Raw genomic sequence first — 21702 nt, 5'->3', positions numbered from 1 at the left:
TTGTAGCTTAACTTGATAAAAGAACAAACATCATGCCTTCGATTACGGTTGAACCGTGCACCTTTGCCTTGTTCGGCGCGCTTGGCGATCTGGCCCTGCGCAAGCTGTTTCCTGCCCTCTATCAACTCGATGGCGCAGGCCTGCTGCATGAGGACACGCGCATCATCGCGCTGGCCCGTGAGCCCGGTAGCGAACAGGAGCATCTGGCGTTCATCGCGTCCGAGCTGCGCCGCTACGTCGGTGCCAAAGAGCTGGACGAGGCGGTGGTCGAGCGCTTCCTGTCTCGTTTGAGCTACCTGCACGTCGATTTCCTCAAGGCTGACGATTACCTCGCCCTGGCCGAACTGGCCGGCAGCGCCCAGCGGGTGATTGCCTATTTCGCCACGCCGGCCGCCGTTTACGGCGCGATCTGCGAGAACCTGGCGAAGGTCGGTCTGGCCGAGAACACCCGCGTAGTGCTGGAAAAGCCTATCGGTTCGGACCTCGAATCCTCGCGCAAGGTCAACGACGCCGTGGCGCAGTTCTTCCCGGAGAACCGCACCTACCGCATCGACCACTACCTGGGCAAAGAGACCGTTCAAAACCTCATCGCCCTGCGTTTCGCCAACAGCCTGTTCGAAACCCAGTGGAACCAGAATTACATTTCCCACGTGGAAATCACCGTGGCCGAGAAGGTCGGGATCGAAGGCCGCTGGGGCTACTTCGACAAGGCCGGTCAGCTGCGGGATATGATCCAGAATCACCTGTTGCAACTGCTCTGCCTGATCGCCATGGACCCGCCGGCCGACCTGTCCGCCGACAGCATCCGTGACGAGAAAGTCAAAGTGCTCAAGGCGCTGGCGCCGATCAGCCCGGAAGGCCTGACCACGCAAGTGGTGCGCGGTCAGTACATCGCCGGTTACAGCGAAGGCAAATCAGTTCCCGGCTATCTGGAAGAACCGAATTCCAACACCCAGAGCGACACCGAAACCTTCGTCGCCCTGCGTGCCGACATCCGCAACTGGCGTTGGGCCGGCGTGCCGTTCTACCTGCGTACCGGCAAGCGCATGCCGCAAAAGCTGTCGCAGATCGTTATCCACTTCAAGGAACCGTCGCACTACATCTTCGCCCCGGAGCAGCGCCTGCAGATCAGCAACAAGCTGATTATCCGCCTGCAACCGGACGAAGGCATTTCCTTGCGTGTGATGACCAAAGAACAAGGCCTGGACAAGGGCATGCAGCTGCGCAGCGGTCCGTTGCAGCTGAATTTTTCCGACACCTGGCGCAGCGCACGGATCCCCGATGCCTACGAGCGGTTGTTGCTGGAAGTGATGCGTGGCAATCAGAACCTGTTTGTCCGTAAAGATGAAATCGAAGCCGCGTGGAAGTGGTGTGACCAGTTGATCGCCGGGTGGAAAAAATCCGGTGATGCGCCCAAGCCGTACGCGGCCGGGTCCTGGGGACCAATGAGCTCCATTGCTCTGATCACGCGGGACGGGAGGTCGTGGTATGGCGATATCTAATTTGCAATTGCCGCAGGGCGTCAGCGCCCATGCGTTCAAAAGCCCGGTGCTGCTGGCCGAAGGCCTGGCACTGCAGGTGGCCAGGCAACTGAGCGAGGCGATCGATGCTCGAGGGACGGCCACGCTGGTGGTGTCCGGCGGGCGCAGTCCGGTGGCGTTTTTCCAGCACCTGGCCAAGCAGACGCTGGACTGGTCGAACGTGGTGGTCAGCCTGGCGGACGAGCGTTGGGTGCCGGTTGAACATGCCGACAGCAATGCCGGGCTGCTCAAGCGTTACCTGTTGCAAGGCCCGGCGGCCAAGGCTCAGTTCCTGAGCCTGTACAGCGCCACCGCGAACCTGGAGCAAGCGGCCGAACAGGCTGATCGCCTGCTCGCCGAGCTGCCGACGATTGACGTGCTGGTGCTGGGCATGGGCGATGACGGCCACACCGCGTCGCTGTTCCCGAACAGCCCGAACCTGGCCGATGCCTTGAAAACCGACGGCAAGCGTCGTTGCTACCCGATGCTGGCGCCAACCGTGCCGCATCAGCGCCTGACCATGAGTCGTGCGCTGCTGGCCTCGGCCAAACACAAGATTCTGTCGATTTCCGGTCAGTCCAAGCTGACCACCCTGAGTTTCGCGCTGGCCGGTGACGATGTCGCCGAAATGCCGATCCGCGCGTTTCTGCAACCCACGTTAGAGATTTACTGGTGCCCATGAGCCAAGGAACAGCCGCTATGACAACCCCATCCCCGACCGTTTCCATGGCGGACAAAGTTGCCCTGATCGACAGCCTCTGCGCCAAGGCGCGGATTCTGCCGGTGATCACCATCGCTCGCGAACAGGACGTGCTGCCATTGGCCGACGCCCTGGCTGCCGGTGGTCTTACAGCCCTGGAAGTGACCCTGCGTTCGCAGTTCGGCCTCAAGGCCATCCAGATCCTGCGCGAGCAGCGTCCGGAACTGGTGACCGGTGCCGGTACCGTGCTCGATCGCCAGATGCTGGCCGCTGCCGAAGCCGCCGGTTCGCAATTCATCGTGACGCCGGGCATCACCCGTGACCTGCTCGAAGCCAGTGTCGCCAGCCCGATTCCACTGCTGCCAGGGATCAGCAACGCCTCGGGCATCATGGAAGGCTACGGTCTGGGCTATCGCCGCTTCAAGCTGTTCCCGGCGGAAGTCAGCGGCGGCGTTGCGGCAATCAAAGCCTTGGGCGGCCCGTTTGGCGAAGTGAAATTCTGCCCGACTGGCGGCGTCGGCCCGGCCAATATCAAGAGCTACATGGCGTTGAAAAACGTGATGTGCGTGGGCGGTAGCTGGATGCTTGATCCGGAGTGGATCAAGAACGGCGACTGGGCCCGCATTCAGGAATGCACTGCCGAGGCCTTGGCGCTGCTGGACTGACCTGCTTTTACCCAACACTTCGTTGTGTGTTCTACGGCTTTACGGTGCGCTTGGTCGGTGCACCGTTTTTTTTTTGCCCAAAGAAAGCCCCCGTAGGAGCAAAGCTTGCTTGCGAAGGCGTCAGTCCAGTCACATCCGATGCTGACTGTATCGACGCCTTCGCGGGCAAGCCTCGCTCCTACAAGGACATCATGCGATACATAGTTACCGCATCTCGCCGCCGGTCCCGCGTTAACCTGCGTTCATCTTATGGAAGAGAGAACGTCATGGACGACAACACCTCAGTGACATCCGCACAACCGGCTTACCTGCTGTCACCCGAACAGATCGCCGGTCCGTATTTTCGCAACCCGAAACTGATCAGACGAAACATCAGCGAAGGCCTGGACGGTATTCCGCTGGTGCTGCGATTGACGATCATCGATGCAATGACCCGTGAGCCCGTCAACGGGGCCATCGTCGATATCTGGCATTGCAATGCCCGCGGCGCCTATTCGGGGTGGAGCAAGGTCAACCCGGACAAGGAAGTCGATGTCGGCGATATCGGCGCGATCCCGCGTACCGACGACGAAACGTATCTGCGCGGCGGGCAATTCACCGACCAGAAGGGCATCGTGCGTTTCACCACGATCTATCCTGGGTTCTATGCCGGTCGCGCGCTGCACATACACGTCGCGATTCGCGTGACCGCCGGCAACAACTATCTCGAAGAGCGCCACGTTGCCTGGGTCGGCCAGCTGTACTTCCCCGAAGTGGCTTCGCGTTCGGTGCTCAATGCCAGGGAATACAGCGGCCGAACCGTCACCGCGCTGACCAACGACGAGGACCATTTCTACACCACCATGGGTGGCGAAGCCTCGACCCTGAACATTCACGCCCTCGGTCGAGATTCGAAAGAAGACGGTTTTTTCGGGCAGATGACCATTGGCATCGACACGTTCGCGATTTCATCACAGCTCAAGCCGGAGGACTTTGACAAGTACACCGTGTGACGTCAGCGCAGCTCGTTCAGTGCCTCGCTCAGCGCATCCATGTCTGCTGCAGTGGTGGTCAGCCCCGGCGTGATGCGGATGCACGGGCCACTCGCTGCGCCGCTGCGCACCACGGTAAACAGGTTGAAGTCCTTGAGCAGCCGCCCGGCCATTGCTTGTTGGTCGGCATGCCGGGTAAAGCGCATCGACGTGATGCCGCAATACAGTCGCGGATCGTCCGGGGTCATGACGTCGATGCCCGGCAAGTCACGTACGGCGTTGACCCAGCGGTTGCGCAGGTAATTGAGCCGGGCGCCCTTGGCGGCAGAACCGCCCATCGCCCGATGTTCTTCGAACACCAGCGGCAGGGTCAGCAACGCCGGGATGTTGGGTGTGCTGTACGGCGTGCGGGCGCGAATGTCGGTGATCGGGAAATGCATCTCGCCCATGTCCGGGTCGATGTCGGCAAGGCGCTCCGGGGCGATGTAGATGAAGCCCAGGGTCAGCGGCGCACCGATCCACTTGTGCAGGTTGAAACCGGCGAACGCGATGCCGAGGTCATCGAGGCTGAACTCGATCTGGCCGAGCGCATGGGCGCCGTCGAGGATCACGTCGATCCCGTGTTCCCTGGCGGCGGCCGCAATCGCCTGCACCGGCATCACCAGGCCGGTGCGGTGAGTGACGTGAGTCAGGGCCATCAATTTGAGCTTTGGGTAACGCACGAAGGCGTCGCGGTAAGTCGCCAGCAGGCTGTCGAAACTGGCGGGGTGGGCGTGCTCGATCTCGATCACTTCCACGCCGCGATGCCGGGCCAGCCAACGCATGGCGCCTTTGACCGTGTCGTATTCCAGGTCGCAGATCAGCACCTGGTCACCGGGTTGCAGGCGATTGTAATTGCGGATCAGCGATTGCAAGCCGTCCGAGGCGTTGCGGGTGAAGGCGACGGATTCGGTTGTTACGCCCATCAGGTCGGCGAGACGTCCCACGATCGCCAGGTTTTCACCCTGTTCGAAACGCTGGCGCACATGCACCGAGTTGCCGCGGTTGATGAGTTCGATGTTGCGCTGGTATTCCTCGATCACCGTGCGCGACATGCGGCCGAAGTAACCGTTCTCGAGGTTGATCGGGCCGGGTTCGACGGCATAGCGGTCGGCAAAGGTTTGCCAGAACATTTCATCACGGGCACGGCGGGTGTTATCGGGCATGGGGACGGCTCAGTGGCGAGGGGCGGGTTTGCCGTGTTTGGCGCGCAGCGGTTCAAGCAGTTCCGACAAGCCGTTGTGATCGATTTCCTGCATCAGGGCCAGCAGCCCACCCAGTTCGCCATGGGGGAAACCTTCCCGGGCAAACCAGTTCAGGTAGGGGCCGGGCAGGTCGGCAATGATGCGGCCCTTGTATTTGCCGAAGGGCATTTCGCGGGTAATCAGCAGTTCGAGTTTTTCAGGGTTCATCAATCGATCGTCTTGATTCAACAGCCTTGGAAAATACAGGCATTCTGCATGCAGGCCAATTGACAGATCATGCAAAAAAAACGGATACAGATTTTCTCTTTAAAACTAAGTTGTTGAAAATTAACAAATAAATTATCAGTTCAAGGCTGGCATGCAGGGTGCAATACCTATTGCATCTTTCATCAACCCGCAAGGAATTGAAAAATGACCGACATTAATAAAGAAGCGATCTCTGTACTCAACGACCTGATTGAAACCAGCAAAGACGGTCAGGAAGGGTTCAAGACCTGCGCTGAAGACATCAAGCATCCAGAACTGAAAACACTGTTCATCACTCGCTCGACCGACTGCGCCACTGCGGCTTCCGAACTGCAGGCTGCGGTGCGTTCGATGGGCGGCGATCCGGAAACTTCCACCAGCGTCAGTGGTGACCTGCACCGCCGCTGGGTCGACGTGAAATCAGTATTCACCGGCAAGGACGAAGAGGCCGTGCTGAACGAAGCCGAACGCGGTGAAGACCATGCACTGAAGGCTTACCGAGAAGCCATCGAGAAAATCAACAAGCACAACCTGGTGGGTATTCGTGACCTGGTTGAACGTCAGTATCACGGCGTGCAACGCAATCACGATCAGGTGAAAGCCCTGCGCAACCAGGCTCGCGCACGCTCGTAAGCACGCAAAGCCTGTCAAAAACGCCAGCCAGCCTGGCGTTTTTTTGTGCCTGGGTTTTAGCGCTGGACGCCTGATAGATAGCCAGCTAATAATTTGATTTACCGGTCACTTCGATGAACCCGACTATCGTTAAATCGTCCTTTCAAGAGTGCTTTACGTGCCTATCACTTTGCAGGCTTTATTCGCGCCTGACCGCCGCGCCTTGCAGTTCGCGATCAAGACGTTACTCGGTGGCGGCCTGGCACTTTGGCTGGCATTGCGCTGGGGCCTTGAGCAACCGGCCTGGGCGTTGATGACAGCGTTCATCGTCGCTCAGCCGTTGTCCGGGATGGTGGTGCAAAAGGGTTTGGCGCGGCTGCTGGGGACGCTGATCGGGACGTTCATGTCGGTGGTGTTCATGGGCCTGTTCGCCCAGACGCCGTGGCTGTTTCTGCTGGCATTGGCGTTGTGGCTCGGGTTGTGTACGGCGAGTTCGACGCTGCTGCGCAGTGCCTGGTCCTATTCGTTTGTGCTGGCTGGTTACACGGTGGCGATCATCGCATTGCCCGCCATCAGCCACCCGCTGACGGTGTTTGACCAAGCCGTGGCGCGCTGCACGGAAATCTGTCTGGGCATTCTCTGCGCCACCGCCGCCAGCGCGCTGCTATGGCCGATGCGCGTCGAACGGCAACTGGCGGATCAGGCGCGAACGGCGTGGCAGAGTGGGATGAGTGCCGCACGCGCAACCCTGGCCGGCGACGGTCAGGCGCGCAAGGGGCTGCTGGAAATCCTCGGCCGCATCGTCGCGGTGGATGCCCAGCGCGAACATGCCTGGTTCGAAGGCGGGCTGGGCCGGCAACGTGCGCGGGCCATCAGCGGATTGAGCCAGAAACTGTTGATGTTGCTGCGCATTGCGCGCTCGGTGCGCCGGCAGTGGAAGCAGCTTGAACCGCAGGAAGCCGAGCAATTGATGCCGTGGATGAGCGAGGTTCAGCAAGCGCTCGCCAGCCCGGACACCGCAATGTTGCAAACCTTGCGCCCGCGCTTGCTCGACGCCAGCCATGACCCGCAGATCAGCTCTGCGCAGAGTTACTGTCTGGTCCGTTTTACCTTGCTGATGGATACCGCGATGGCGGCGAGCGCGGCATTGACGGCGGTGGAGGAGGGCAAGGAAACCGTCGACCCGCCGCGCACCCTGACACCGCACCGCGACCTGTCGTTGGCGCTGGTGTTCGGCGCGCGCAGTGCCTTGGCGTTTCTGGTGGTGTCGTGTTTCTGGCTGGCCACTGCATGGCCCGCCGCATCGGGCGCATTAGTGCTGACGTGTGTGGTGTGCAGCCTGTTCGCCAGTCGCGAAAACGGCGCGCAAATCGGCATGAGTTTCATGCGCGGGATTTTCCTGGCGATCCCGGCGGCGTTTTTCGTCGGGCAGATTCTGCTGCCGCAATGGAGTGGTTTTGCGCTGCTCTGCATGGGCATGGGCGTGCCATTGTTTTTCGGTGCGCTGGGCATGGCCAGGCCGCAGATCGGCGCCACGGCCACGTCGTTCTGTCTGCATTTCATTGTGCTGGTGTCACCGCTCAACGCGATGAAGTTTGATGTCGCGACGTTCTTCAACAGCGCTCAAGCCATGGTGGTGGGCGTCGGTGCGGCGGTGCTGGCCTTCCACTTGTTGATCCTGCGCAACCCGACGTGGCACGGTCGGCGTTTGCTGGCGGCGACCCTCAACGACCTGGTGCGCCTGACCCGGCGCAACCTGCGCGGTGCCGAAAGCTGGTTCGGCGGACGCATGGCCGACCGCTTGCTGCAACTGGCGCGGCACTACCCGGAGCTGCCGGAACCGGCGCGCAGCCGCTGGGACGACGGCTTGCTCGGTCTCGATATTGGTGACGAGCTGCTGCATTTGCGCTTGAGCCTGGCGGCGGCGCAGGCACCGGTCAATGCCGCGCAGCGGCGTTATCTCGAACAACTGGAAAACATCCTCGAACAAGGCCCGGCCGGCCACTGCGCGGATGCGTTGGAACAACCCAGCGAAGAATTCCTGAAAACCTTGTACGCGTTGCCACCCAGCGACCCGGTGAAACTGGCCCAGGGCGCGGTGCTGCAATTGCAGAACAGCTGGCGCGCCTGGTGCCATCAACAGGAGCAAAGCCATGGGCTTGCGTGAATGGTCGGTGGGCGGTGTGCTGCTCAGTCCGTTTTTGATTTATGTGGTGCTGGCGCTGCTGGTCACCGGGGGCTTGCGCCTGCTGTTGCGCCTGACCCCGGCCGGTCGCTGGATCTGGCACGAAGCGTTATTCGATTGCGCCTTGTACGTCTGTGTATTGACCCTGATCACCGTCGTCCTCGGACCTTTATAAGGAGTTGAACATGCGTACACCCGTGCGTGTCGCGGTAACCCTGTGCCTGGTGGCGCTGGCGATTTTTGCCGGTTTCCATTTGTGGCAGTACTACATGCTCACGCCGTGGACCCGGGACGCGCGGATTCGTGCCGACGTGGTGGTCATCGCCCCGGATGTGTCGGGCTGGGTGCGTGAACTCAAGGCCTTCGACAACCAGCCGGTGAAGGCCGGCGATCTGTTGCTGAGCATTGACCGCGACCGTTTCGAAGCGGCGCTGGAGAAGGCGCAAGCGGTGGTGCAGACCCGTCAACAGCAACTCAACCTGCGTGAGCGCGAAGCCAGCCGCCGCGCCAGCCTCGGCCCGCAAGCGATCAGTGCCGAGCTGCGCGAGAATGCGCAAATCAACGCCGGCATCGCTCGTGGCGAACTGCGTGAAGCCCAGGCCGAAGCCAAGGTCGCCGAACTCAACCTCGCCCGCAGTCAGGTCCACGCGCCCCGCAGCGGCCACATCACCAACCTGCGCTTGGCCCAGGGCAATTACGTGAATGCCGGGCAACCGGTGATGGCGTTGATCGATGATTCAACGTTTTATGTGCAGGCGTATTTCGAAGAAACCAAACTGCCGCGGATTCGCGTCGGCGATCCGGTGAAGGTCTGGTTGATGAGCGCGGGCGAGGTGCTGGAAGGGCAGGTGGAAAGCATCAGTCGCGGCATTACCGATCGCAACACCACACCGGATGGACAGTTGTTGGCGGAGGTGGAACCGACATTCAACTGGGTGAGACTGGCGCAGCGGATTCCGGTGCGAATCAAACTGGACAAGGTGCCCGAGGGGATCAATTTGAGTTCGGGGATGACGGCGAGTGTGCAGGTGCAGGAAGGACCATAAGATCAAAAGATCGCAGCCACTGTAGGAGCCGGTTTGCTGGCGATGGGATCAACGCGGTTTCCTTGAGATACCGAGGCGTACGCATCGCCAGCAAGCCGGCTCCTACAGTTGAGCGCCGTACTTAGCCGATGCTGATCGCCGGCAGACTAGTCAACGTCACGGTCTGCTGTTTGCGCGGTGCCAGAATCTCCGCCTCGCCATCCACCACCAACTCATCGCGCTGGTTGAACACGCGGGTGGCAATGCGCACACGGAATTTCGGCAACTTCTCCAGAATCTCCAGGCGCACCGTCAGCGTGTCGCCAAGCTTCACCGGCTTCTGAAAGCTCATCTGCTGACCGATATAAATAGTCCCCGGCCCAGGCAACTCGCAGGCAACCGCAGCACTGATCAACGCGCCACTGAACATGCCGTGCGCGATGCGTTCCTTGAACATGGTGCCGGCGGCGAATTCGGCGTCCAGATGCACCGGGTTGTGGTCACCCGACATGGCGGCGAACAGCTGAATGTCACGTTCTTCGACCGTCTTGCTGTAGCTGGCGGTCTGGCCGACTTCGAGGGCTTCGTACGGGGTGTTGGTAACCTGGGTCATCTGTTTCAATTCCTGTGACAAATAAAAAAACCACAAAAAAACTATTCGGATCGGGGCGGGCGGCGGTGGCTCAGGGCTTGTGCGATCCAGCCCAGCACATCGGCCGTCACCTCATCGCGGTTGCTCTCGTTGAACAGTTCGTGCCGTGCCTGCGGGTAAATCGTCAGTTGCAGGCTCTGGCTGCCCGCGGCGCGTAGCGCATCGGCCAGATCTTTCAGACGCTTGCCTTCGCTCACCGGATCACATTCACCGCCTATCACCAGCAACGGCAGGCCCGGATCGATCTGAGCGAGATTGGACGCTTTGCTGATTTGCTGCAAGCCGCCGAGCAAATCGATCCACAGTTGGTTGGTGCAGCGGAAGCCGCAGAGCGGGTCGTTGGCGTACAGATCGACCTCCGCCGGGTCGCGGCTGAGCCAGTCGAACCGGGTGCGGGCCGGTTTGAAGGCCTTGTTGAACGAGCCGAACGACAGCCATTCGATCAGCGCACTACGGCCCTTCGGCCCTTGGCGCAGTCGTTCCAGGCGGGCAATCTGCCGCGCCGCGCGATAAAGCGCCACGGGCTGGAAGTTCGAACCGCTGAGCACCGCGCCGTGCAGGCTGGCGCTGTGATGCAGCAGATAAGCCTGGGCGATGTAGCTGCCCATGCTGTGGCCGAGCAGCACGATCGGCACGCCGGGATGATGCTGGCCAATGTGCTGATTGAGGCTGGCGAGGTCGCCGACCACCTTGCACCAGCCATCGTCGTCGGCGAAATGACCGAGTGTCCCGTTTTCGGCAGTTTTGCCATGTCCACGCAGGTCCGGCGCGTACACACCGTAGTCCTGTGCGCAGCACTTTTCTGCCAGGCGCGCATAGCGACCGCTGTGTTCGGCCATGCCGTGGGCCAGCAGGATCACCGCTTTCAACGGCGCTGCGGGCAGCCACTGGTTGACGAAGAGGCGGCTGCGGTCACTCGCGGTCAGCCAGAAGGTGTCGTGGATCATGGCGATTCCTTTGCATGGGCTCGGCCCATTGTATAGCGCATCCTGCGCTTGCCGTCTGATCAGGCCGCACCACGGCACCGAGATTCACACGGTCAATGACGGTTGTTGGCATATTTGCCTGATTCGCCATAGCTGCTAGTGTCCGTGAAGCTCCGCTTTTTCAAAGGTGACACAAAAGCGGCCCCGGATAGGTTCAGGTAAAGAGGACAAGAACAATGCAACCTGATTTCTGGAATGACAAACGCCCGGCCGGCGTACCCCTGGACATCGAACAAGGGGCTTACAAGTCGGTGATCGAGGTGTTCGAGCGTTCCTGCAAAAAATTTGCTGACCGCCCGGCCTTCAGCAACATGGGCGTCACCCTGACCTACGCCGAACTGGAACGCTACAGCGCCGCGTTCGCCGGTTACCTGCAAGCCCACACCGACCTGGAGCCCGGCGATCGCATCGCGGTGCAGATGCCCAACGTCCTGCATTACCCGATTGCCGTGTTCGGTGCGTTGCGCGCCGGGCTGATCGTGGTCAACACCAACCCGCTGTACACCGCGCGGGAAATGCGTCATCAGTTCAAGGACTCCGGTGCCCGGGCACTGGTTTACCTGAACGTGTTCGGGCAGAAGGTCCAGGAAGTGCTGGCCGACACCGACATCCAGTACCTGATCGAAGCGAAGATGGGCGACCTGATGCCTGCCGCCAAGGGCTGGCTGGTCAACACGCTGGTCAGCAAGGTCAAGAAAATGGTCCCGGACTACGCTTTGCCGCAGGCGATCTCCTTCAGGAGCGCGCTGCGTCTGGGCCGGGGCCTGGGCATCAAGCCGTTGAACGCCGGCCTCAACGATATCGCCGTGCTGCAATACACCGGCGGCACCACCGGGCTGGCCAAGGGCGCGATGCTGACCCACGGCAACCTGGTGGCGAACATGCAGCAGGCACGCGCCTGCCTCGGCCAGTTCGGCGCTGACGGCCAGCCGTTGTTGCGCGAAGGGCAGGAAGTGATGATCGCGCCGCTGCCGCTGTACCACATCTATGCATTCACGGCGAATTGCATGTGCATGATGGTGACCGGCAACCACAACGTGCTGATCACCAACCCACGAGACATCAAGGGCTTCATCAAGGAGCTGAAAAACTGGCGGTTCTCGGCGTTGCTGGGGCTCAACACGCTGTTCGTCGCGTTGATGGACCACCCGGACTTCAAGACCCTGGATTTCTCCAGCCTCAAGCTCACCAACTCCGGCGGCACCGCGCTGGTCAAGGCCACCGCCGAGCGCTGGGAGCAACTGACCGGTTGCCGCATCACCGAAGGTTACGGCCTGACCGAAACCTCGCCGGTGGCGTGCACCAACCCGTACGGCGACAAATCGCGGATCGGCACGGTCGGCCTGCCGGTGCCGGGCACCACGCTGAAAGTCATCAACGACGAGGGCGTCGAGCAACCGTTGGGCGAGCGCGGCGAACTGTGCATCAAGGGCCCGCAGATCATGAAGGGCTACTGGCAGAAACCCGAAGCCACCGCCGAAGTGCTGGATGCCGAAGGCTGGTTCAAGTCCGGCGACATTGCTGTGATCGACCCGGACGGTTTTGTGCGCATCGTCGATCGCAAGAAAGACATGATCATCGTCTCGGGTTTCAACGTGTACCCGAACGAGATCGAAGACGTGGTGATGGCTCACCCGAAAGTCGCCAACTGCGCCGTCATCGGTGTGCCGGACGAACGTTCGGGCGAGGCGGTGAAGTTGTTTGTGGTGGCGCGTGAATCGGGGGTCAGCCTTGAAGAGTTGAAGGCTTACTGCAAGGAAAACTTCACCGCGTACAAAGTGCCCAAGCACATCGTGTTGCGTGAGTCGTTGCCGATGACGCCGGTGGGCAAGATTCTGCGGCGGGAGTTGCGGGATATCGCGTAACCGATAAATGGCCGCGCTTCGCGCGGTTCGCGGGCAAGCCTCGCTCCTACAAGGTCAGTGTTGTTCATAAGGTCATGAACGACACAAAACCTGTAGGAGCGAGGCTTGCCCGCGATGCTTTTAAGGCGGAGGCCCCGATTTTCGGGGCTTTCAGCGACATATAGGTTTTTTGCTCTAAAATGACCGCTTGTCATTCTTGAGTCACTAATGTGACTGTAGAGGCCGCTTTTGGCTCTAGTCGGCCCTTGGCAAAGCTGCTACTCTCGGCGCGCTTTGTGACCTCTCGGCCTCTGTAAAAAGCCCAGACTCACCAATAATCAAACACCAATAATAATCGCATCAAATGCGGTATTTGAATTCGCGTTGCTGAGGAGTGGGCTTCCATGATCGAAGACTTCTGGAAGGATAAGTACCCTGCCGGGATTGCTGCCGACATCAATCCGGACGAGTATCCGAATATTCAGGCAGTGTTGAAACAGTCCTGCCAACGCTTCGCCGACAAGCCGGCATTCAGTAACCTGGGCAAGACAATCACCTACGGTGAACTGTACGAATTGTCCGGTGCCTTTGCCGCTTACCTGCAACAGCATACCGACTTGCAGCCGGGCGATCGAATCGCCGTGCAACTGCCCAACGTCTTGCAGTACCCGGTCGCTGTGTTCGGTGCCATCCGCGCCGGGCTGATCGTGGTCAACACCAACCCGCTGTACACCGCGCGGGAAATGGAACACCAGTTCAACGACTCCGGTGCCAAAGCCCTGGTCTGCCTGGCCAACATGGCGCATCTGGCCGAGGCCGTCGTGCCGAAAACCGGCGTCAAGCACGTCATCGTCACCGAAGTCGCCGACCTGCTGCCGCCGCTCAAGCGCCTGCTGATCAACAGCGTCATCAAGTACGTGAAGAAGATGGTCCCGGCGTATCACTTGCCCAAAGCCATCAAGTTCAACGACGTGTTGAGCAAGGGCCATGGCCAGCCAGTGGCTGAAGCCAACCCGGCCAGCAGCGACGTGGCAGTGCTGCAATACACCGGCGGCACCACCGGCGTGGCCAAGGGCGCAATGCTGACCCATCGCAACCTCGTCGCCAACATGTTGCAGTGCAAGGCGCTGATGGGTTCCAACCTGAATGAAGGTTGCGAGATCCTGATCACGCCGCTGCCGCTGTACCACATCTATGCCTTCACCTTTCATTGCATGGCGATGATGCTGATCGGCAACCACAACATCCTGATCAGCAACCCGCGCGACCTGACGGCGATGGTCAAGGAACTGTCGAAGTGGAAGTTCAGCGGCTTCGTCGGCCTGAACACGCTGTTCGTGGCCCTGTGCAACAACGAAGGCTTCCGCAAGCTGGATTTCTCGGCGCTGAAAGTCACCCTGTCGGGCGGCATGGCCCTGCAACTGGCCGCGGCCGAACGCTGGAAAGCGGTCACCGGTTGCGCCATCTGCGAAGGTTACGGCATGACCGAAACCAGCCCGGTGGCCACCGTGAACCCGATCCAGAACATCCAGATCGGCACCATCGGCATTCCGGTGCCGTCGACCCTGTGCAAAGTCATCGACGATGCCGGCGTTGAACAACCGTTGGGTGAAATCGGCGAACTGTGTGTGAAAGGTCCGCAGGTGATGAAGGGCTACTGGCAGCGTCAGGAAGCCACCGACGAAATGCTCGACAGCGAAGGCTGGTTGAAGACCGGTGACATCGCGCTGATCCAGCCTGACGGCTACATGCGCATTGTCGATCGCAAGAAAGACATGATCCTGGTGTCCGGTTTCAACGTGTACCCGAATGAGCTCGAAGACGTGCTCGCGACCCTGCCGGGCGTGCTGCAATGCGCGGCCATCGGCGTGCCGGACGAGAAGTCGGGCGAGGCGATCAAGATTTTCATCGTCGCCAAACCGGGCGTGACCCTCACCAAAGAGCAAGTGATGGAGCACATGCGTGCGAACGTCACCGGCTACAAAGTGCCGAAAGCCGTCGAGTTCCGCGATGCGCTGCCGACGACCAACGTTGGCAAGATCCTGCGTCGGGAATTGCGTGATGAAGAGCTGAAGAAGATCAACGCGAAGAAAGTAGGCGCGTAACAAACAAAAGCCCCGCAGATGCGGGGCTTTTTGTTGGCTGACTTGAAAGGTTCGTTGTCTGATCGATTGCCATCGCGAGCAGGCTCGCTCCCACATTTTTGTCCGCGTTCTATCAGGATGAATGCGATCAACTGTGGGAGCGAGCCTGCTCGCGAAGCTTTTGCCTTTCTTTTGGGTTACTGGCGGAACGGCGCGAAATTGACGTTGGTGCCCGCCGGGCGCATGTCCTGCAGGTACGAATCCTTGTCCGCACTCAGTTCCAGGCTCAGCGCAGCCTTGCGCTTGCCCTGGTTACGCACCACCAGCCCTTCGAGCTTCTCGCGCAGGAACACCGTCGGCACTTTCAGGTGCAGCAGTTCGTCGGTGTCCGGCGTGTGCATCAGCAGGTGAATCCATTCGTACTGACCAATGGCCAGGCGCGCCACCGGGAGATCGAACCACCAGATGTTGCGGTTACGGTTCAATTCGGCGAAATGGCAGTTGTTGACGCCAAGCACAGCACCGCCGAGTTCCTGGTTTCTGCGGGCAATGGCCTGCTTTTTATCGAGTTTCATAACATTCCTACGGGATTGGATCTTCAGGGCCGTGGCCTGAATACGTTGCGCATTCTCGGGGGTTGGTCGGCAAACATAAAGCCCAACCTGCACGGAACGATGAAATGTCGTTTTTGTGTCAGTCTGAACTTGCACACGGAAATTGTTTCAAAGTCGCCAAGTAGGCTACTTTGATGTAGAAAACGGCCCCTGAGTCGCCACGACTTCAACCCCATTGCGGCGAAAGGAGACGCTAATGATTTTCCCGGACATGAAAGGTGTGCCCCTCCATCGCGTGATGGTGCGCACGGTCACCGAGTTCGTCGCCGACGAGATGTCGACCTATGCCTCGGCGTTGGCCTATCAAATGCTGTTTTCGTTGTTTCCCTTCATTCTTTTCCTGATTGCCCTGATCGGTTTCCTGCACCTGCCGGACTTTTTTTCCTGGCTGCGCCTGCAATCGGAACTGGTCCTGCCGCCCCAGGCGCTGGAGCAGGTGAACCCGGTGATCGACCAGCTCCAGCAATCCAAGGGCGGCTTGCTCTCGGTCGGTATCGTCATCGCGCTGTATACGGCCTCGGCCGGCGTGCGACTGATGATGAGCGCGATGAACGCCGCGTATGACGTGGTCGAAGGCCGGCCGTTCTGGAAGCGTTTTCCGCTGTCGGTTTTCTACACGATCGGCATTGCCGGGATGTTGCTGATTGCCGCCGCGCTGATGGTGCTCGGGCCGCAAGTGATGGGCTGGATCGCCGCGCAGGTCGGCCTTGAAGACTTTATTGTCACGGTCTGGACCATCGCTCGCTGGCCGGTCATCGTGATCCTGATGATGATTGCCGTGGCGCTGATCTATTACGTCATGCCCGACGTCAAACAGGAGTTTCGTTTCATCACCCCAGGCTCGGTGCTGGCGGTGGTGGTGTGGATCATCGCGTCGTTGGGCTTTGCGTTTTACGTCAAGACCTTCGCCAACTACAACGCCATGTATGGCAGTATCGGCGCGATCATCGTGCTGTTGCTGTACTTCTACATTTCCGCGGCAGTGCTGCTGCTTGGCGCGGAAATGAATGCGGTGATCGAACACATGTCGACCGAAGGCAAGGACCCTGGCGAAAAGGTCCCCGGCGAGCACGGTCCTGTCCACGAAGAGAAACATCACGTTTCCGGACTGGGCCGGGATCACTCGGTGAAACCACCCACTGACGAAGTCATCAAATGATCCGTGAAATCCTGAAAATGGGCGACGAGCGCCTGCTGCGCATTGCGCCGCCGGTCCCCGCCGAGATGTTCGACAGCCCCGAGCTGTGGCAACTGATCGACGACATGTTCCAGACCATGGAAAGCGTCGGCGGGGTGGGCCTGGCCGCGCCGCAGATCGGCGTTGACCTGCAACTGGTGATCTTCGGCTTCGAGCACAGCGAGCGTTATCCGGACGCTGAAGCGGTGCCGCAGACGATCCTGATCAATCCGCTGATCACGCCGTTGAGCCCGGTGATGGAAGAGGGGTTTGAAGGCTGCCTGTCGGTGCCGGGATTACGCGGCGCGGTGAGTCGGTATCAGCAAATTCGCTATGAAGGTTTTGACCCGAAAGGCGAGCCGATCGTGCGCATCGCTTCGGGGTTTCACGCCCGAGTGGTGCAGCACGAGTGTGATCACCTGATCGGCCGGTTGTACCCGTCACGGATTACCGACTTCAGCAAATTCGGGTTTACCGAAGTGATGTTTCCGGATCTAGATCCCAACGCCGACGATTGACCTCACCGTCAAACCCTGTAGGAGCGAGCCTGCTCGCGATTGCGGCGTGTCAGTCACCAAAAGTATTGACTGTCACGGCCTCATCGCCGGCAAGCCGGTCTCACTCCTACAGTTGATCTTCATGTCTATCCAACCGGCTCCAGCCCCATCGCTATCATCGGTTTGCTGCGCGCATAACGGCTCAAGCGTTCGACCATCGCGTATGGCATGGACGGATCGAAGGTAAACCCGCGACGCTCATAAAAACCCCGCAAGTCCGGGTGGCAGAACAGCCACACCGGTTGGTCGAGACCGTTCACCGCTTCGGCAATCAGCGCCGCTGCGATCCCTTGTTCACGACAGGCCGGGTCGACAAACAAACCGGTCAACCAATGCCCGCCCGAGACCGGTCGCAAGCACAGCGCCGCAATGATCTCGTTGCGCCGGGCCACCCACAATTGAGCGTCGCGGACCGCTTTCATCGACGATTGGTGGGCGCGATAAAACTTGTTCATCAGGGGCCATAACGGCTCGTCGAGCAAGGTGTATTGAGTGTCGGGCATGGGGCGGGTCTGTGTGTGCGCAAAGCGGGCGATTATAAAAGAACGGGCGGCCGGGGATAGGTGTATACCTGATCTCACATCCCGTATGAGTGGAGTACGTATCATGGCCAAAGGCATGGATTCAAAAAAAGCAGCGAAGAAGAAACCGGCGAAAACCGCCGATGAAAAACGCGCGGACAAGAAGGCCAAGAAGGTGGGTGTGTTCGGCCATTAAGCGGTAAGCATGAAACGCACGCCCCCCTGTAGGAGCCGGCTTGCTGGCGATTCAGACCACTCGGTGTGTCAGGCAGACCGCGTTGCCTGAATCGCCAGCAAGCCGGCTCCTACAGAGGGGGGCAAAATAATCTGCAAGATTTCCCGATGCCATTGCACAGAAGGGGACTGGTCCCCGATCTGAGCAACGCCATGCCCCATTACTTCGATAGTGCCCACCGAGAAGAAATCGAAACCCTGCGCCAGCGCCTGACTGCTCGCACCGAGTGGCCGACCTGGTTGCTGCTGATCGGCGTGTACGGCGGCTGGTTCGGCATCATGCTGGCCAGCAATCGATTGGGTGTCTGGTGGAGCACGTTGCTGCTGATTCCGCTGGTGGTGCTGTGGTTGTCGGTGCAGCACGAATTGCTCCACGGTCATCCCACCCGCTGGACCACGCTGAACAAAATCCTCGGTTACGCACCGTTCGCCGTCTGGTACCCCTACACGTTGTATCGCGACAGCCATCTGCTGCATCACCGCGACGAAGACCTGACCTTGCCGGGCATCGATCCGGAAAGCCGTTACCTGAGTGCCGAGCGGTGGCAGGGCAGTTCCGTGTTCGAACAGAGCCTGCACTGGCTGAACAAAACCGTACTCGGACGCTTCATCATCGGTGCGCCGCTGGCCTTGCTGGCGCTGGCGCGCGAAGAACTGCAGCGCTTGAGATCGGGTGATCGACAGGCCTGGTTGATGTGGCTGACCCACGGCGCACTGACCGTGTCGATGTTGCTGTACATCGCCCATTACAGCGTGGTGCCGGTGTGGCATTACCTGTTGCTGATCAGCGTGCCGGCGCTATCGATTGCAATGATCCGCTCCTACTATGAGCACCGCCCCCATGCGCAACCCGAGCAACGCACCGTGCTCAATGAAGCCGGCTGGCCATGGCGCTGGCTGTTCCTGAACCTGAATTTTCATCTGGTGCATCACGACTTGCCGGGTCTGCCCTGGTACGACTTGCCCCGCGCCTACCACGCACGCCGCGAGCAATGGGTGGCGCGCAGCGGCGGGTTTCTGGTGCAGGGTTATGCTCAGTTGTGGCGTGAGAACGGGATAAAGGCGATCGACAGCCCGAAACACCCCTTCCACTGATTGCCAATACATTCCCCTGTAGGAGCCAGCTTGCTGGCGATGGCGGTGTGTCATGTTGCATTGATGGGACTGATACGCCGCCATCGCCGGCAAGCCGGCTCCTACAGTAGATGTTTGTTGTTTGAGAGATTTTGATGACTCAACACCTCGCCGAATTACTGATGTACGTCGCCCCCGACTCCATCCGCCAGGCCAACGAGCGTTGGCTGACGCGAATCCTCGAACGTCTGGGTGCCACCCGCCGCAACGCCGAAGGGCTGTCGCTGATGGACCTGTGGCTGTCCCCGCAGTTGCTGCTGACCCAAACCTGCGGCTATCCGCTGATGACCGCATTGCGCGGCCAGGTTCGGGTCATCGGCCGGCCTCGTTACGAACTGCCGGACAGCAGCGGCGGCAACCATTGCAGCCTGCTGCTCAGTCGTGCCGATGATTCACGCCGGACCTTGCCCGCGTTTTTCGGCAGCCGTGGTGTGATCAACGGCGAAGACTCCAACAGCGGCATGAACCTGCTGCGTCAACGACTGGCGCCGTTGCACCGCGACGGGCAGTTCTTCGCCAGCGTCGGCATCAGCGGCAGCCACCGCGAGAGCCTGCGCTGGCTGCGTGAAGATCAAGCCGACCTCGCCGCCATCGATAGCGTGACCTTCGCCTACCTGGCGCGGCACGCCGAAGAGGAAGTGGCGGGATTGCGCGTGGTGGTGCGTAGCGCGTTCAGCCCGACCTTGCCGTATATCACCGTTGCGACGGCGACCGATGAACAGGTAGAGGCGCTGCGGCAGGTGATGAACGAGACGCTGCGGGAATGGCCCGATGTCGCCGAAGTCCTTGGGTTACACGAGGTGTTGCCGGCCGGCGAGAGCGACTATCAAATCGTTCTCGATTATCAGCAGGAAGCCGAGGCGTTGGGGTTTGGGCGGTTGCGTTGAGTAGAGATCGCCTTCGCGGGCAAGCCACGCTCCTACAGGTTTTGTGTCGATCAAGGAATTGGCGAACGATATGGAACCTGTAGGAGCGAGGCTTGCCCGCGAAGGCAATCTATCAAACACAACGTTAATTCCTTGATGGAATATAAAAATGCATTTTAAGTATTATTAAAGAATAAGGCTCCTTGCTAGGATTCGCCTCACCGGACCACCGGACATTCAGCGACCCTAACCCTTGGAGCCTCTATGTCCGGCACCGACGTATCCCATCGAAACGATGTGGGCGGATTGTTCCGCGCCCATTACCCCTGGCTCTGCGCTCGGTTGCGCCAGTTTCTCGGGGCCAGTTCCAGCGTCGAAGACATCGCCGCCGAGACCTTCGCGCAACTGCTCGAATCGCCGGGGCTGACGCCGATCCGCGAGCCCCGCGCCTTGCTCACCACCATCGCCCGCCGGTTGATTTATCAACTCTGGCGCCGCCGCGATCTGGAGCGTCAGCACCTCGATCAACTGCAACACCTCGATCAGCCCCAAGCGTCCTCGCCCGAGGAATTGCTGCAACTGACCCAGGCGTTGCACCGCCTCGACCGAACGCTTGAGCGTTTGCCGGGCAAAGTCCGGGCGACGTTCCTGTTGTCGCGCATCGATGGCCTGACGTACCCGCAAATCGCTGCCGAACTGGGCATTTCCCAGCGCTCGGTCAGCGTCTACATGACCCGCTCCCAAGCGTTGTGCGCCCAGCACAGCGCCAATGAACCCTTGCACCAGAGGTCCGCATGAAATCGATCAAAACCCTGCTCGGCAGTTCGCTGCTGGCCCTGAGCCTTGTGGCGACCCACGTTCCCGCCGCGGAACAAACCAAGCCGATCCACTTTGGTGACATCACCTGGGAAAGCGGCAGTCTGATCACCGAGATCCTGCGGCTGATCGTCGAAAAAGGTTACGGCTATCCGACCGACACTTTGCCGGGCAGCACCGTCAGCCTCGAAGCGGCATTGGCCAAGAACGACATTCAAGTGATCGGCGAAGAGTGGGCCGGGCGCAGTCCGGCGTGGGTCAAGGCGGCGTCGGAAGGCAAAGTGTTCGGGCTGGGCGACACCGTCAAAGGCGCCACCGAAGGCTGGTGGGTGCCGGAATACGTGATCAAGGGCGACCCGGAACGCGGGATCAAACCGCTGGCGCCGGAGCTGAAATCCGTCGCCGATCTGGCGCGCTACAAAGACGTGTTCCGCGACCCCGAAGACCCGAGTCGCGGACGCTTCCTCAACAGCCCGACCGGCTGGACTTCGGAGATCGTCAACAGTCAGAAACTCAAGGCCTACGACCTGACCACCAGCTTCGTCAACTTCCGCACCGGCTCCGGCGCGGCGCTGGATGCCGAAGTGGCCTCGTCGATCCGTCGCGGCAAACCGGTGTTGTTCTACTACTGGTCGCCGACGCCGCTATTGGGGCGCTTCAAACTGGTGAAACTCGAAGAACCGCCGTTTGATGCCGAAGCCTGGAAGACCCTGGCCGATGCCAACAACCCAAACCCCAAAGGCACGCGCTCGATGCCTGCGAGCCTGGCGATCGGCGTGTCTGCACCGTTCAAGACGCAGTATCCGGACTTGGTGTCGTTCTTCGAGAAAGTCGATTTCCCGATCGATCTGCTGAACCAGACGCTGGCGCAGATGAGCGAAAAACGCCAGCAACCGCGTCAGGTGGCGGAAGCGTTTTTGCGCGATCAGCCGCAGATCTGGAAGGGTTGGGTGCCGGGTGAGGTGGCGACCAAGGTGAGTGCAAGTTTGTAATTTTTCGGCGTCTGTTACATCGATTTCGCGGGCAAGCCTCGCTCCTACAAAGGTATC

Annotated in this window: 22 protein-coding genes; 16 read left to right on the top strand and 6 right to left on the bottom strand. The window is 60.1% G+C overall.

Annotation, left to right across the window (positions count from 1 at the left end; genetic code table 11):
- Window positions 1–32 precede the first annotated feature (32 nt).
- The 4 genes from zwf (at window position 33) to J4E42_RS13720 (ending at window position 3877) form a co-directional block, all read left to right on the top strand.
- Window positions 33–1502 carry a glucose-6-phosphate dehydrogenase gene (gene zwf / locus J4E42_RS13735; RefSeq protein ID WP_008032976.1) on the top strand — a complete coding sequence of 490 codons (1470 nt, stop codon included), beginning with the start codon at window positions 33–35 and terminating at the stop codon, window positions 1500–1502.
- Complete coding sequence (gene pgl, locus J4E42_RS13730) at window positions 1489–2202, top strand: 6-phosphogluconolactonase (protein ID WP_008038595.1); 714 nt, start codon at window positions 1489–1491, stop codon at window positions 2200–2202. The genes zwf and pgl overlap by 14 nt, the downstream gene beginning before the upstream one ends.
- A 17-nt stretch (window positions 2203–2219) precedes the next feature.
- The gene (locus J4E42_RS13725) at window positions 2220–2885 is read left to right on the top strand and encodes a bifunctional 4-hydroxy-2-oxoglutarate aldolase/2-dehydro-3-deoxy-phosphogluconate aldolase (RefSeq protein ID WP_008032978.1); all 666 of its coding nucleotides are present in this window, start codon (window positions 2220–2222) and stop codon (window positions 2883–2885) included.
- Between the two features lie 266 nt (window positions 2886–3151).
- Window positions 3152–3877 (top strand): intradiol ring-cleavage dioxygenase, encoded by a 726-nt coding sequence (locus tag J4E42_RS13720; RefSeq protein WP_207285451.1) that lies wholly within the window; start codon window positions 3152–3154, stop codon window positions 3875–3877.
- A 2-nt stretch (window positions 3878–3879) separates the two neighbouring features.
- Here the strand turns inward: J4E42_RS13720 and J4E42_RS13715 are convergent, their stop codons facing one another.
- Together J4E42_RS13715 and J4E42_RS13710 are read right to left on the bottom strand one after the other, a co-directional pair.
- Window positions 3880–5061 carry an aminotransferase class V-fold PLP-dependent enzyme gene (locus tag J4E42_RS13715; protein ID WP_207285450.1) on the bottom strand — a complete coding sequence of 394 codons (1182 nt, stop codon included), beginning with the start codon at window positions 5059–5061 and terminating at the stop codon, window positions 3880–3882.
- A gap of 9 nt (window positions 5062–5070) precedes the next feature.
- A complete protein-coding gene (locus tag J4E42_RS13710; protein ID WP_003213031.1) occupies window positions 5071–5307 on the bottom strand; it encodes a DUF3820 family protein in 237 nt (78 codons plus the stop codon).
- A 204-nt stretch (window positions 5308–5511) separates the two neighbouring features.
- Between J4E42_RS13710 and J4E42_RS13705 the strand changes: the two genes are divergently transcribed.
- From J4E42_RS13705 to J4E42_RS13690, 4 genes are all read left to right on the top strand, one after another.
- On the top strand, window positions 5512–5979 hold the full coding sequence (locus J4E42_RS13705) for a PA2169 family four-helix-bundle protein (RefSeq protein ID WP_207285449.1): 468 nt from the start codon (window positions 5512–5514) through the stop codon (window positions 5977–5979).
- Between the two features lie 157 nt (window positions 5980–6136).
- Window positions 6137–8125: an FUSC family protein gene (locus J4E42_RS13700; RefSeq protein ID WP_207285448.1), complete on the top strand. Its 1989-nt coding sequence runs from the start codon at window positions 6137–6139 to the stop codon at window positions 8123–8125.
- Window positions 8112–8318: a DUF1656 domain-containing protein gene (locus J4E42_RS13695; protein WP_207285447.1), complete on the top strand. Its 207-nt coding sequence runs from the start codon at window positions 8112–8114 to the stop codon at window positions 8316–8318. Before J4E42_RS13700 ends, J4E42_RS13695 begins: the two co-directional genes overlap by 14 nt.
- A gap of 10 nt (window positions 8319–8328) precedes the next feature.
- Window positions 8329–9189, top strand: a complete 861-nt coding sequence (locus J4E42_RS13690; protein WP_207285446.1) for an efflux RND transporter periplasmic adaptor subunit — start codon at window positions 8329–8331, stop codon at window positions 9187–9189.
- 121 nt (window positions 9190–9310) lie between these two features.
- On the opposite strand, the gene J4E42_RS13685 is transcribed toward J4E42_RS13690, so the two are convergent.
- Window positions 9311–9781: a MaoC family dehydratase gene (locus J4E42_RS13685; protein ID WP_008032990.1), complete on the bottom strand. Its 471-nt coding sequence runs from the start codon at window positions 9779–9781 to the stop codon at window positions 9311–9313.
- A gap of 41 nt (window positions 9782–9822) precedes the next feature.
- Entirely contained in the window at window positions 9823–10767 is a 945-nt protein-coding gene (locus tag J4E42_RS13680; protein WP_008032991.1) for an alpha/beta hydrolase, read from the bottom strand.
- 215 nt (window positions 10768–10982) lie between these two features.
- Here J4E42_RS13680 and fadD2 point away from each other — a divergent pair, with 215 nt between their 5' ends.
- Together fadD2 and fadD1 are read left to right on the top strand one after the other, a co-directional pair.
- On the top strand, window positions 10983–12671 hold the full coding sequence (gene fadD2 / locus J4E42_RS13675; RefSeq protein ID WP_008032992.1) for a long-chain-fatty-acid--CoA ligase FadD2: 1689 nt from the start codon (window positions 10983–10985) through the stop codon (window positions 12669–12671).
- A gap of 383 nt (window positions 12672–13054) precedes the next feature.
- The gene (gene fadD1, locus J4E42_RS13670; protein ID WP_008038583.1) at window positions 13055–14755 is read left to right on the top strand and encodes a long-chain-fatty-acid--CoA ligase FadD1; all 1701 of its coding nucleotides are present in this window, start codon (window positions 13055–13057) and stop codon (window positions 14753–14755) included.
- Between the two features lie 176 nt (window positions 14756–14931).
- Here fadD1 and J4E42_RS13665 read toward each other — a convergent pair whose 3' ends face one another.
- Entirely contained in the window at window positions 14932–15309 is a 378-nt protein-coding gene (locus J4E42_RS13665) for a hypothetical protein (protein ID WP_008032995.1), read from the bottom strand.
- Window positions 15310–15544: 235 nt separating this feature from the next.
- Between J4E42_RS13665 and J4E42_RS13660 the strand changes: the two genes are divergently transcribed.
- The gene (locus J4E42_RS13660) at window positions 15545–16507 is read left to right on the top strand and encodes a YihY/virulence factor BrkB family protein (protein WP_008032998.1); all 963 of its coding nucleotides are present in this window, start codon (window positions 15545–15547) and stop codon (window positions 16505–16507) included.
- Entirely contained in the window at window positions 16504–17043 is a 540-nt protein-coding gene (gene def / locus J4E42_RS13655; protein ID WP_008032999.1) for a peptide deformylase, read from the top strand. The genes J4E42_RS13660 and def overlap by 4 nt, the downstream gene beginning before the upstream one ends.
- Before the next feature lie 125 nt (window positions 17044–17168).
- Here def and J4E42_RS13650 read toward each other — a convergent pair whose 3' ends face one another.
- Window positions 17169–17585 carry a GNAT family N-acetyltransferase gene (locus J4E42_RS13650; protein WP_207285445.1) on the bottom strand — a complete coding sequence of 139 codons (417 nt, stop codon included), beginning with the start codon at window positions 17583–17585 and terminating at the stop codon, window positions 17169–17171.
- 405 nt (window positions 17586–17990) lie between these two features.
- On the opposite strand from J4E42_RS13650, the gene J4E42_RS13645 reads away from it, so the two are divergent.
- The 4 genes from J4E42_RS13645 to J4E42_RS13630 all read left to right on the top strand — a co-directional run bounded on the left by J4E42_RS13645 (window position 17991) and on the right by J4E42_RS13630 (window position 21645).
- Window positions 17991–18932: a fatty acid desaturase gene (locus tag J4E42_RS13645; RefSeq protein ID WP_207285444.1), complete on the top strand. Its 942-nt coding sequence runs from the start codon at window positions 17991–17993 to the stop codon at window positions 18930–18932.
- Window positions 18933–19066: 134 nt separating this feature from the next.
- Window positions 19067–19858, top strand: coding sequence for a phosphate/phosphite/phosphonate ABC transporter substrate-binding protein (locus J4E42_RS13640; protein WP_207285443.1), 792 nt, complete (start codon window positions 19067–19069; stop codon window positions 19856–19858).
- Window positions 19859–20101: 243 nt separating this feature from the next.
- Window positions 20102–20635 carry a sigma-70 family RNA polymerase sigma factor gene (locus tag J4E42_RS13635; RefSeq protein WP_008038576.1) on the top strand — a complete coding sequence of 178 codons (534 nt, stop codon included), beginning with the start codon at window positions 20102–20104 and terminating at the stop codon, window positions 20633–20635.
- The gene (locus tag J4E42_RS13630) at window positions 20632–21645 is read left to right on the top strand and encodes an ABC transporter substrate-binding protein (protein ID WP_008033013.1); all 1014 of its coding nucleotides are present in this window, start codon (window positions 20632–20634) and stop codon (window positions 21643–21645) included. The genes J4E42_RS13635 and J4E42_RS13630 overlap by 4 nt, the downstream gene beginning before the upstream one ends.
- The last annotated feature ends 57 nt before the right edge of the window (window positions 21646–21702 follow it).

The organism is Pseudomonas sp. FW300-N2A2 (assembly GCF_017351735.1).
GTDB classification, from domain to species: Bacteria; Pseudomonadota; Gammaproteobacteria; order Pseudomonadales; family Pseudomonadaceae; genus Aquipseudomonas; species Aquipseudomonas migulae.
Note: the sequence above shows the minus strand (reverse complement) of the source record. Positions and strands in the feature narration are given on the sequence as shown.

Coding starts and splice junctions, on each gene's coding strand:
- zwf (WP_008032976.1), top strand. CDS start 33: ATGCCTTCGATTACGGTTGAACCGTGCACCTTTGCCTTGTTCGGCGCG.
- pgl (WP_008038595.1), top strand. CDS start 1,489: ATGGCGATATCTAATTTGCAATTGCCGCAGGGCGTCAGCGCCCATGCG.
- J4E42_RS13725 (WP_008032978.1), top strand. CDS start 2,220: ATGACAACCCCATCCCCGACCGTTTCCATGGCGGACAAAGTTGCCCTG.
- J4E42_RS13720 (WP_207285451.1), top strand. CDS start 3,152: ATGGACGACAACACCTCAGTGACATCCGCACAACCGGCTTACCTGCTG.
- J4E42_RS13715 (WP_207285450.1), bottom strand. CDS start 5,061: ATGCCCGATAACACCCGCCGTGCCCGTGATGAAATGTTCTGGCAAACC.
- J4E42_RS13710 (WP_003213031.1), bottom strand. CDS start 5,307: ATGAACCCTGAAAAACTCGAACTGCTGATTACCCGCGAAATGCCCTTC.
- J4E42_RS13705 (WP_207285449.1), top strand. CDS start 5,512: ATGACCGACATTAATAAAGAAGCGATCTCTGTACTCAACGACCTGATT.
- J4E42_RS13695 (WP_207285447.1), top strand. CDS start 8,112: ATGGGCTTGCGTGAATGGTCGGTGGGCGGTGTGCTGCTCAGTCCGTTT.
- J4E42_RS13690 (WP_207285446.1), top strand. CDS start 8,329: ATGCGTACACCCGTGCGTGTCGCGGTAACCCTGTGCCTGGTGGCGCTG.
- J4E42_RS13685 (WP_008032990.1), bottom strand. CDS start 9,781: ATGACCCAGGTTACCAACACCCCGTACGAAGCCCTCGAAGTCGGCCAG.
- J4E42_RS13680 (WP_008032991.1), bottom strand. CDS start 10,767: ATGATCCACGACACCTTCTGGCTGACCGCGAGTGACCGCAGCCGCCTC.
- fadD2 (WP_008032992.1), top strand. CDS start 10,983: ATGCAACCTGATTTCTGGAATGACAAACGCCCGGCCGGCGTACCCCTG.
- fadD1 (WP_008038583.1), top strand. CDS start 13,055: ATGATCGAAGACTTCTGGAAGGATAAGTACCCTGCCGGGATTGCTGCC.
- J4E42_RS13665 (WP_008032995.1), bottom strand. CDS start 15,309: ATGAAACTCGATAAAAAGCAGGCCATTGCCCGCAGAAACCAGGAACTC.
- J4E42_RS13660 (WP_008032998.1), top strand. CDS start 15,545: ATGATTTTCCCGGACATGAAAGGTGTGCCCCTCCATCGCGTGATGGTG.
- def (WP_008032999.1), top strand. CDS start 16,504: ATGATCCGTGAAATCCTGAAAATGGGCGACGAGCGCCTGCTGCGCATT.
- J4E42_RS13650 (WP_207285445.1), bottom strand. CDS start 17,585: ATGCCCGACACTCAATACACCTTGCTCGACGAGCCGTTATGGCCCCTG.
- J4E42_RS13645 (WP_207285444.1), top strand. CDS start 17,991: ATGCCCCATTACTTCGATAGTGCCCACCGAGAAGAAATCGAAACCCTG.
- J4E42_RS13640 (WP_207285443.1), top strand. CDS start 19,067: ATGACTCAACACCTCGCCGAATTACTGATGTACGTCGCCCCCGACTCC.
- J4E42_RS13635 (WP_008038576.1), top strand. CDS start 20,102: ATGTCCGGCACCGACGTATCCCATCGAAACGATGTGGGCGGATTGTTC.
- J4E42_RS13630 (WP_008033013.1), top strand. CDS start 20,632: ATGAAATCGATCAAAACCCTGCTCGGCAGTTCGCTGCTGGCCCTGAGC.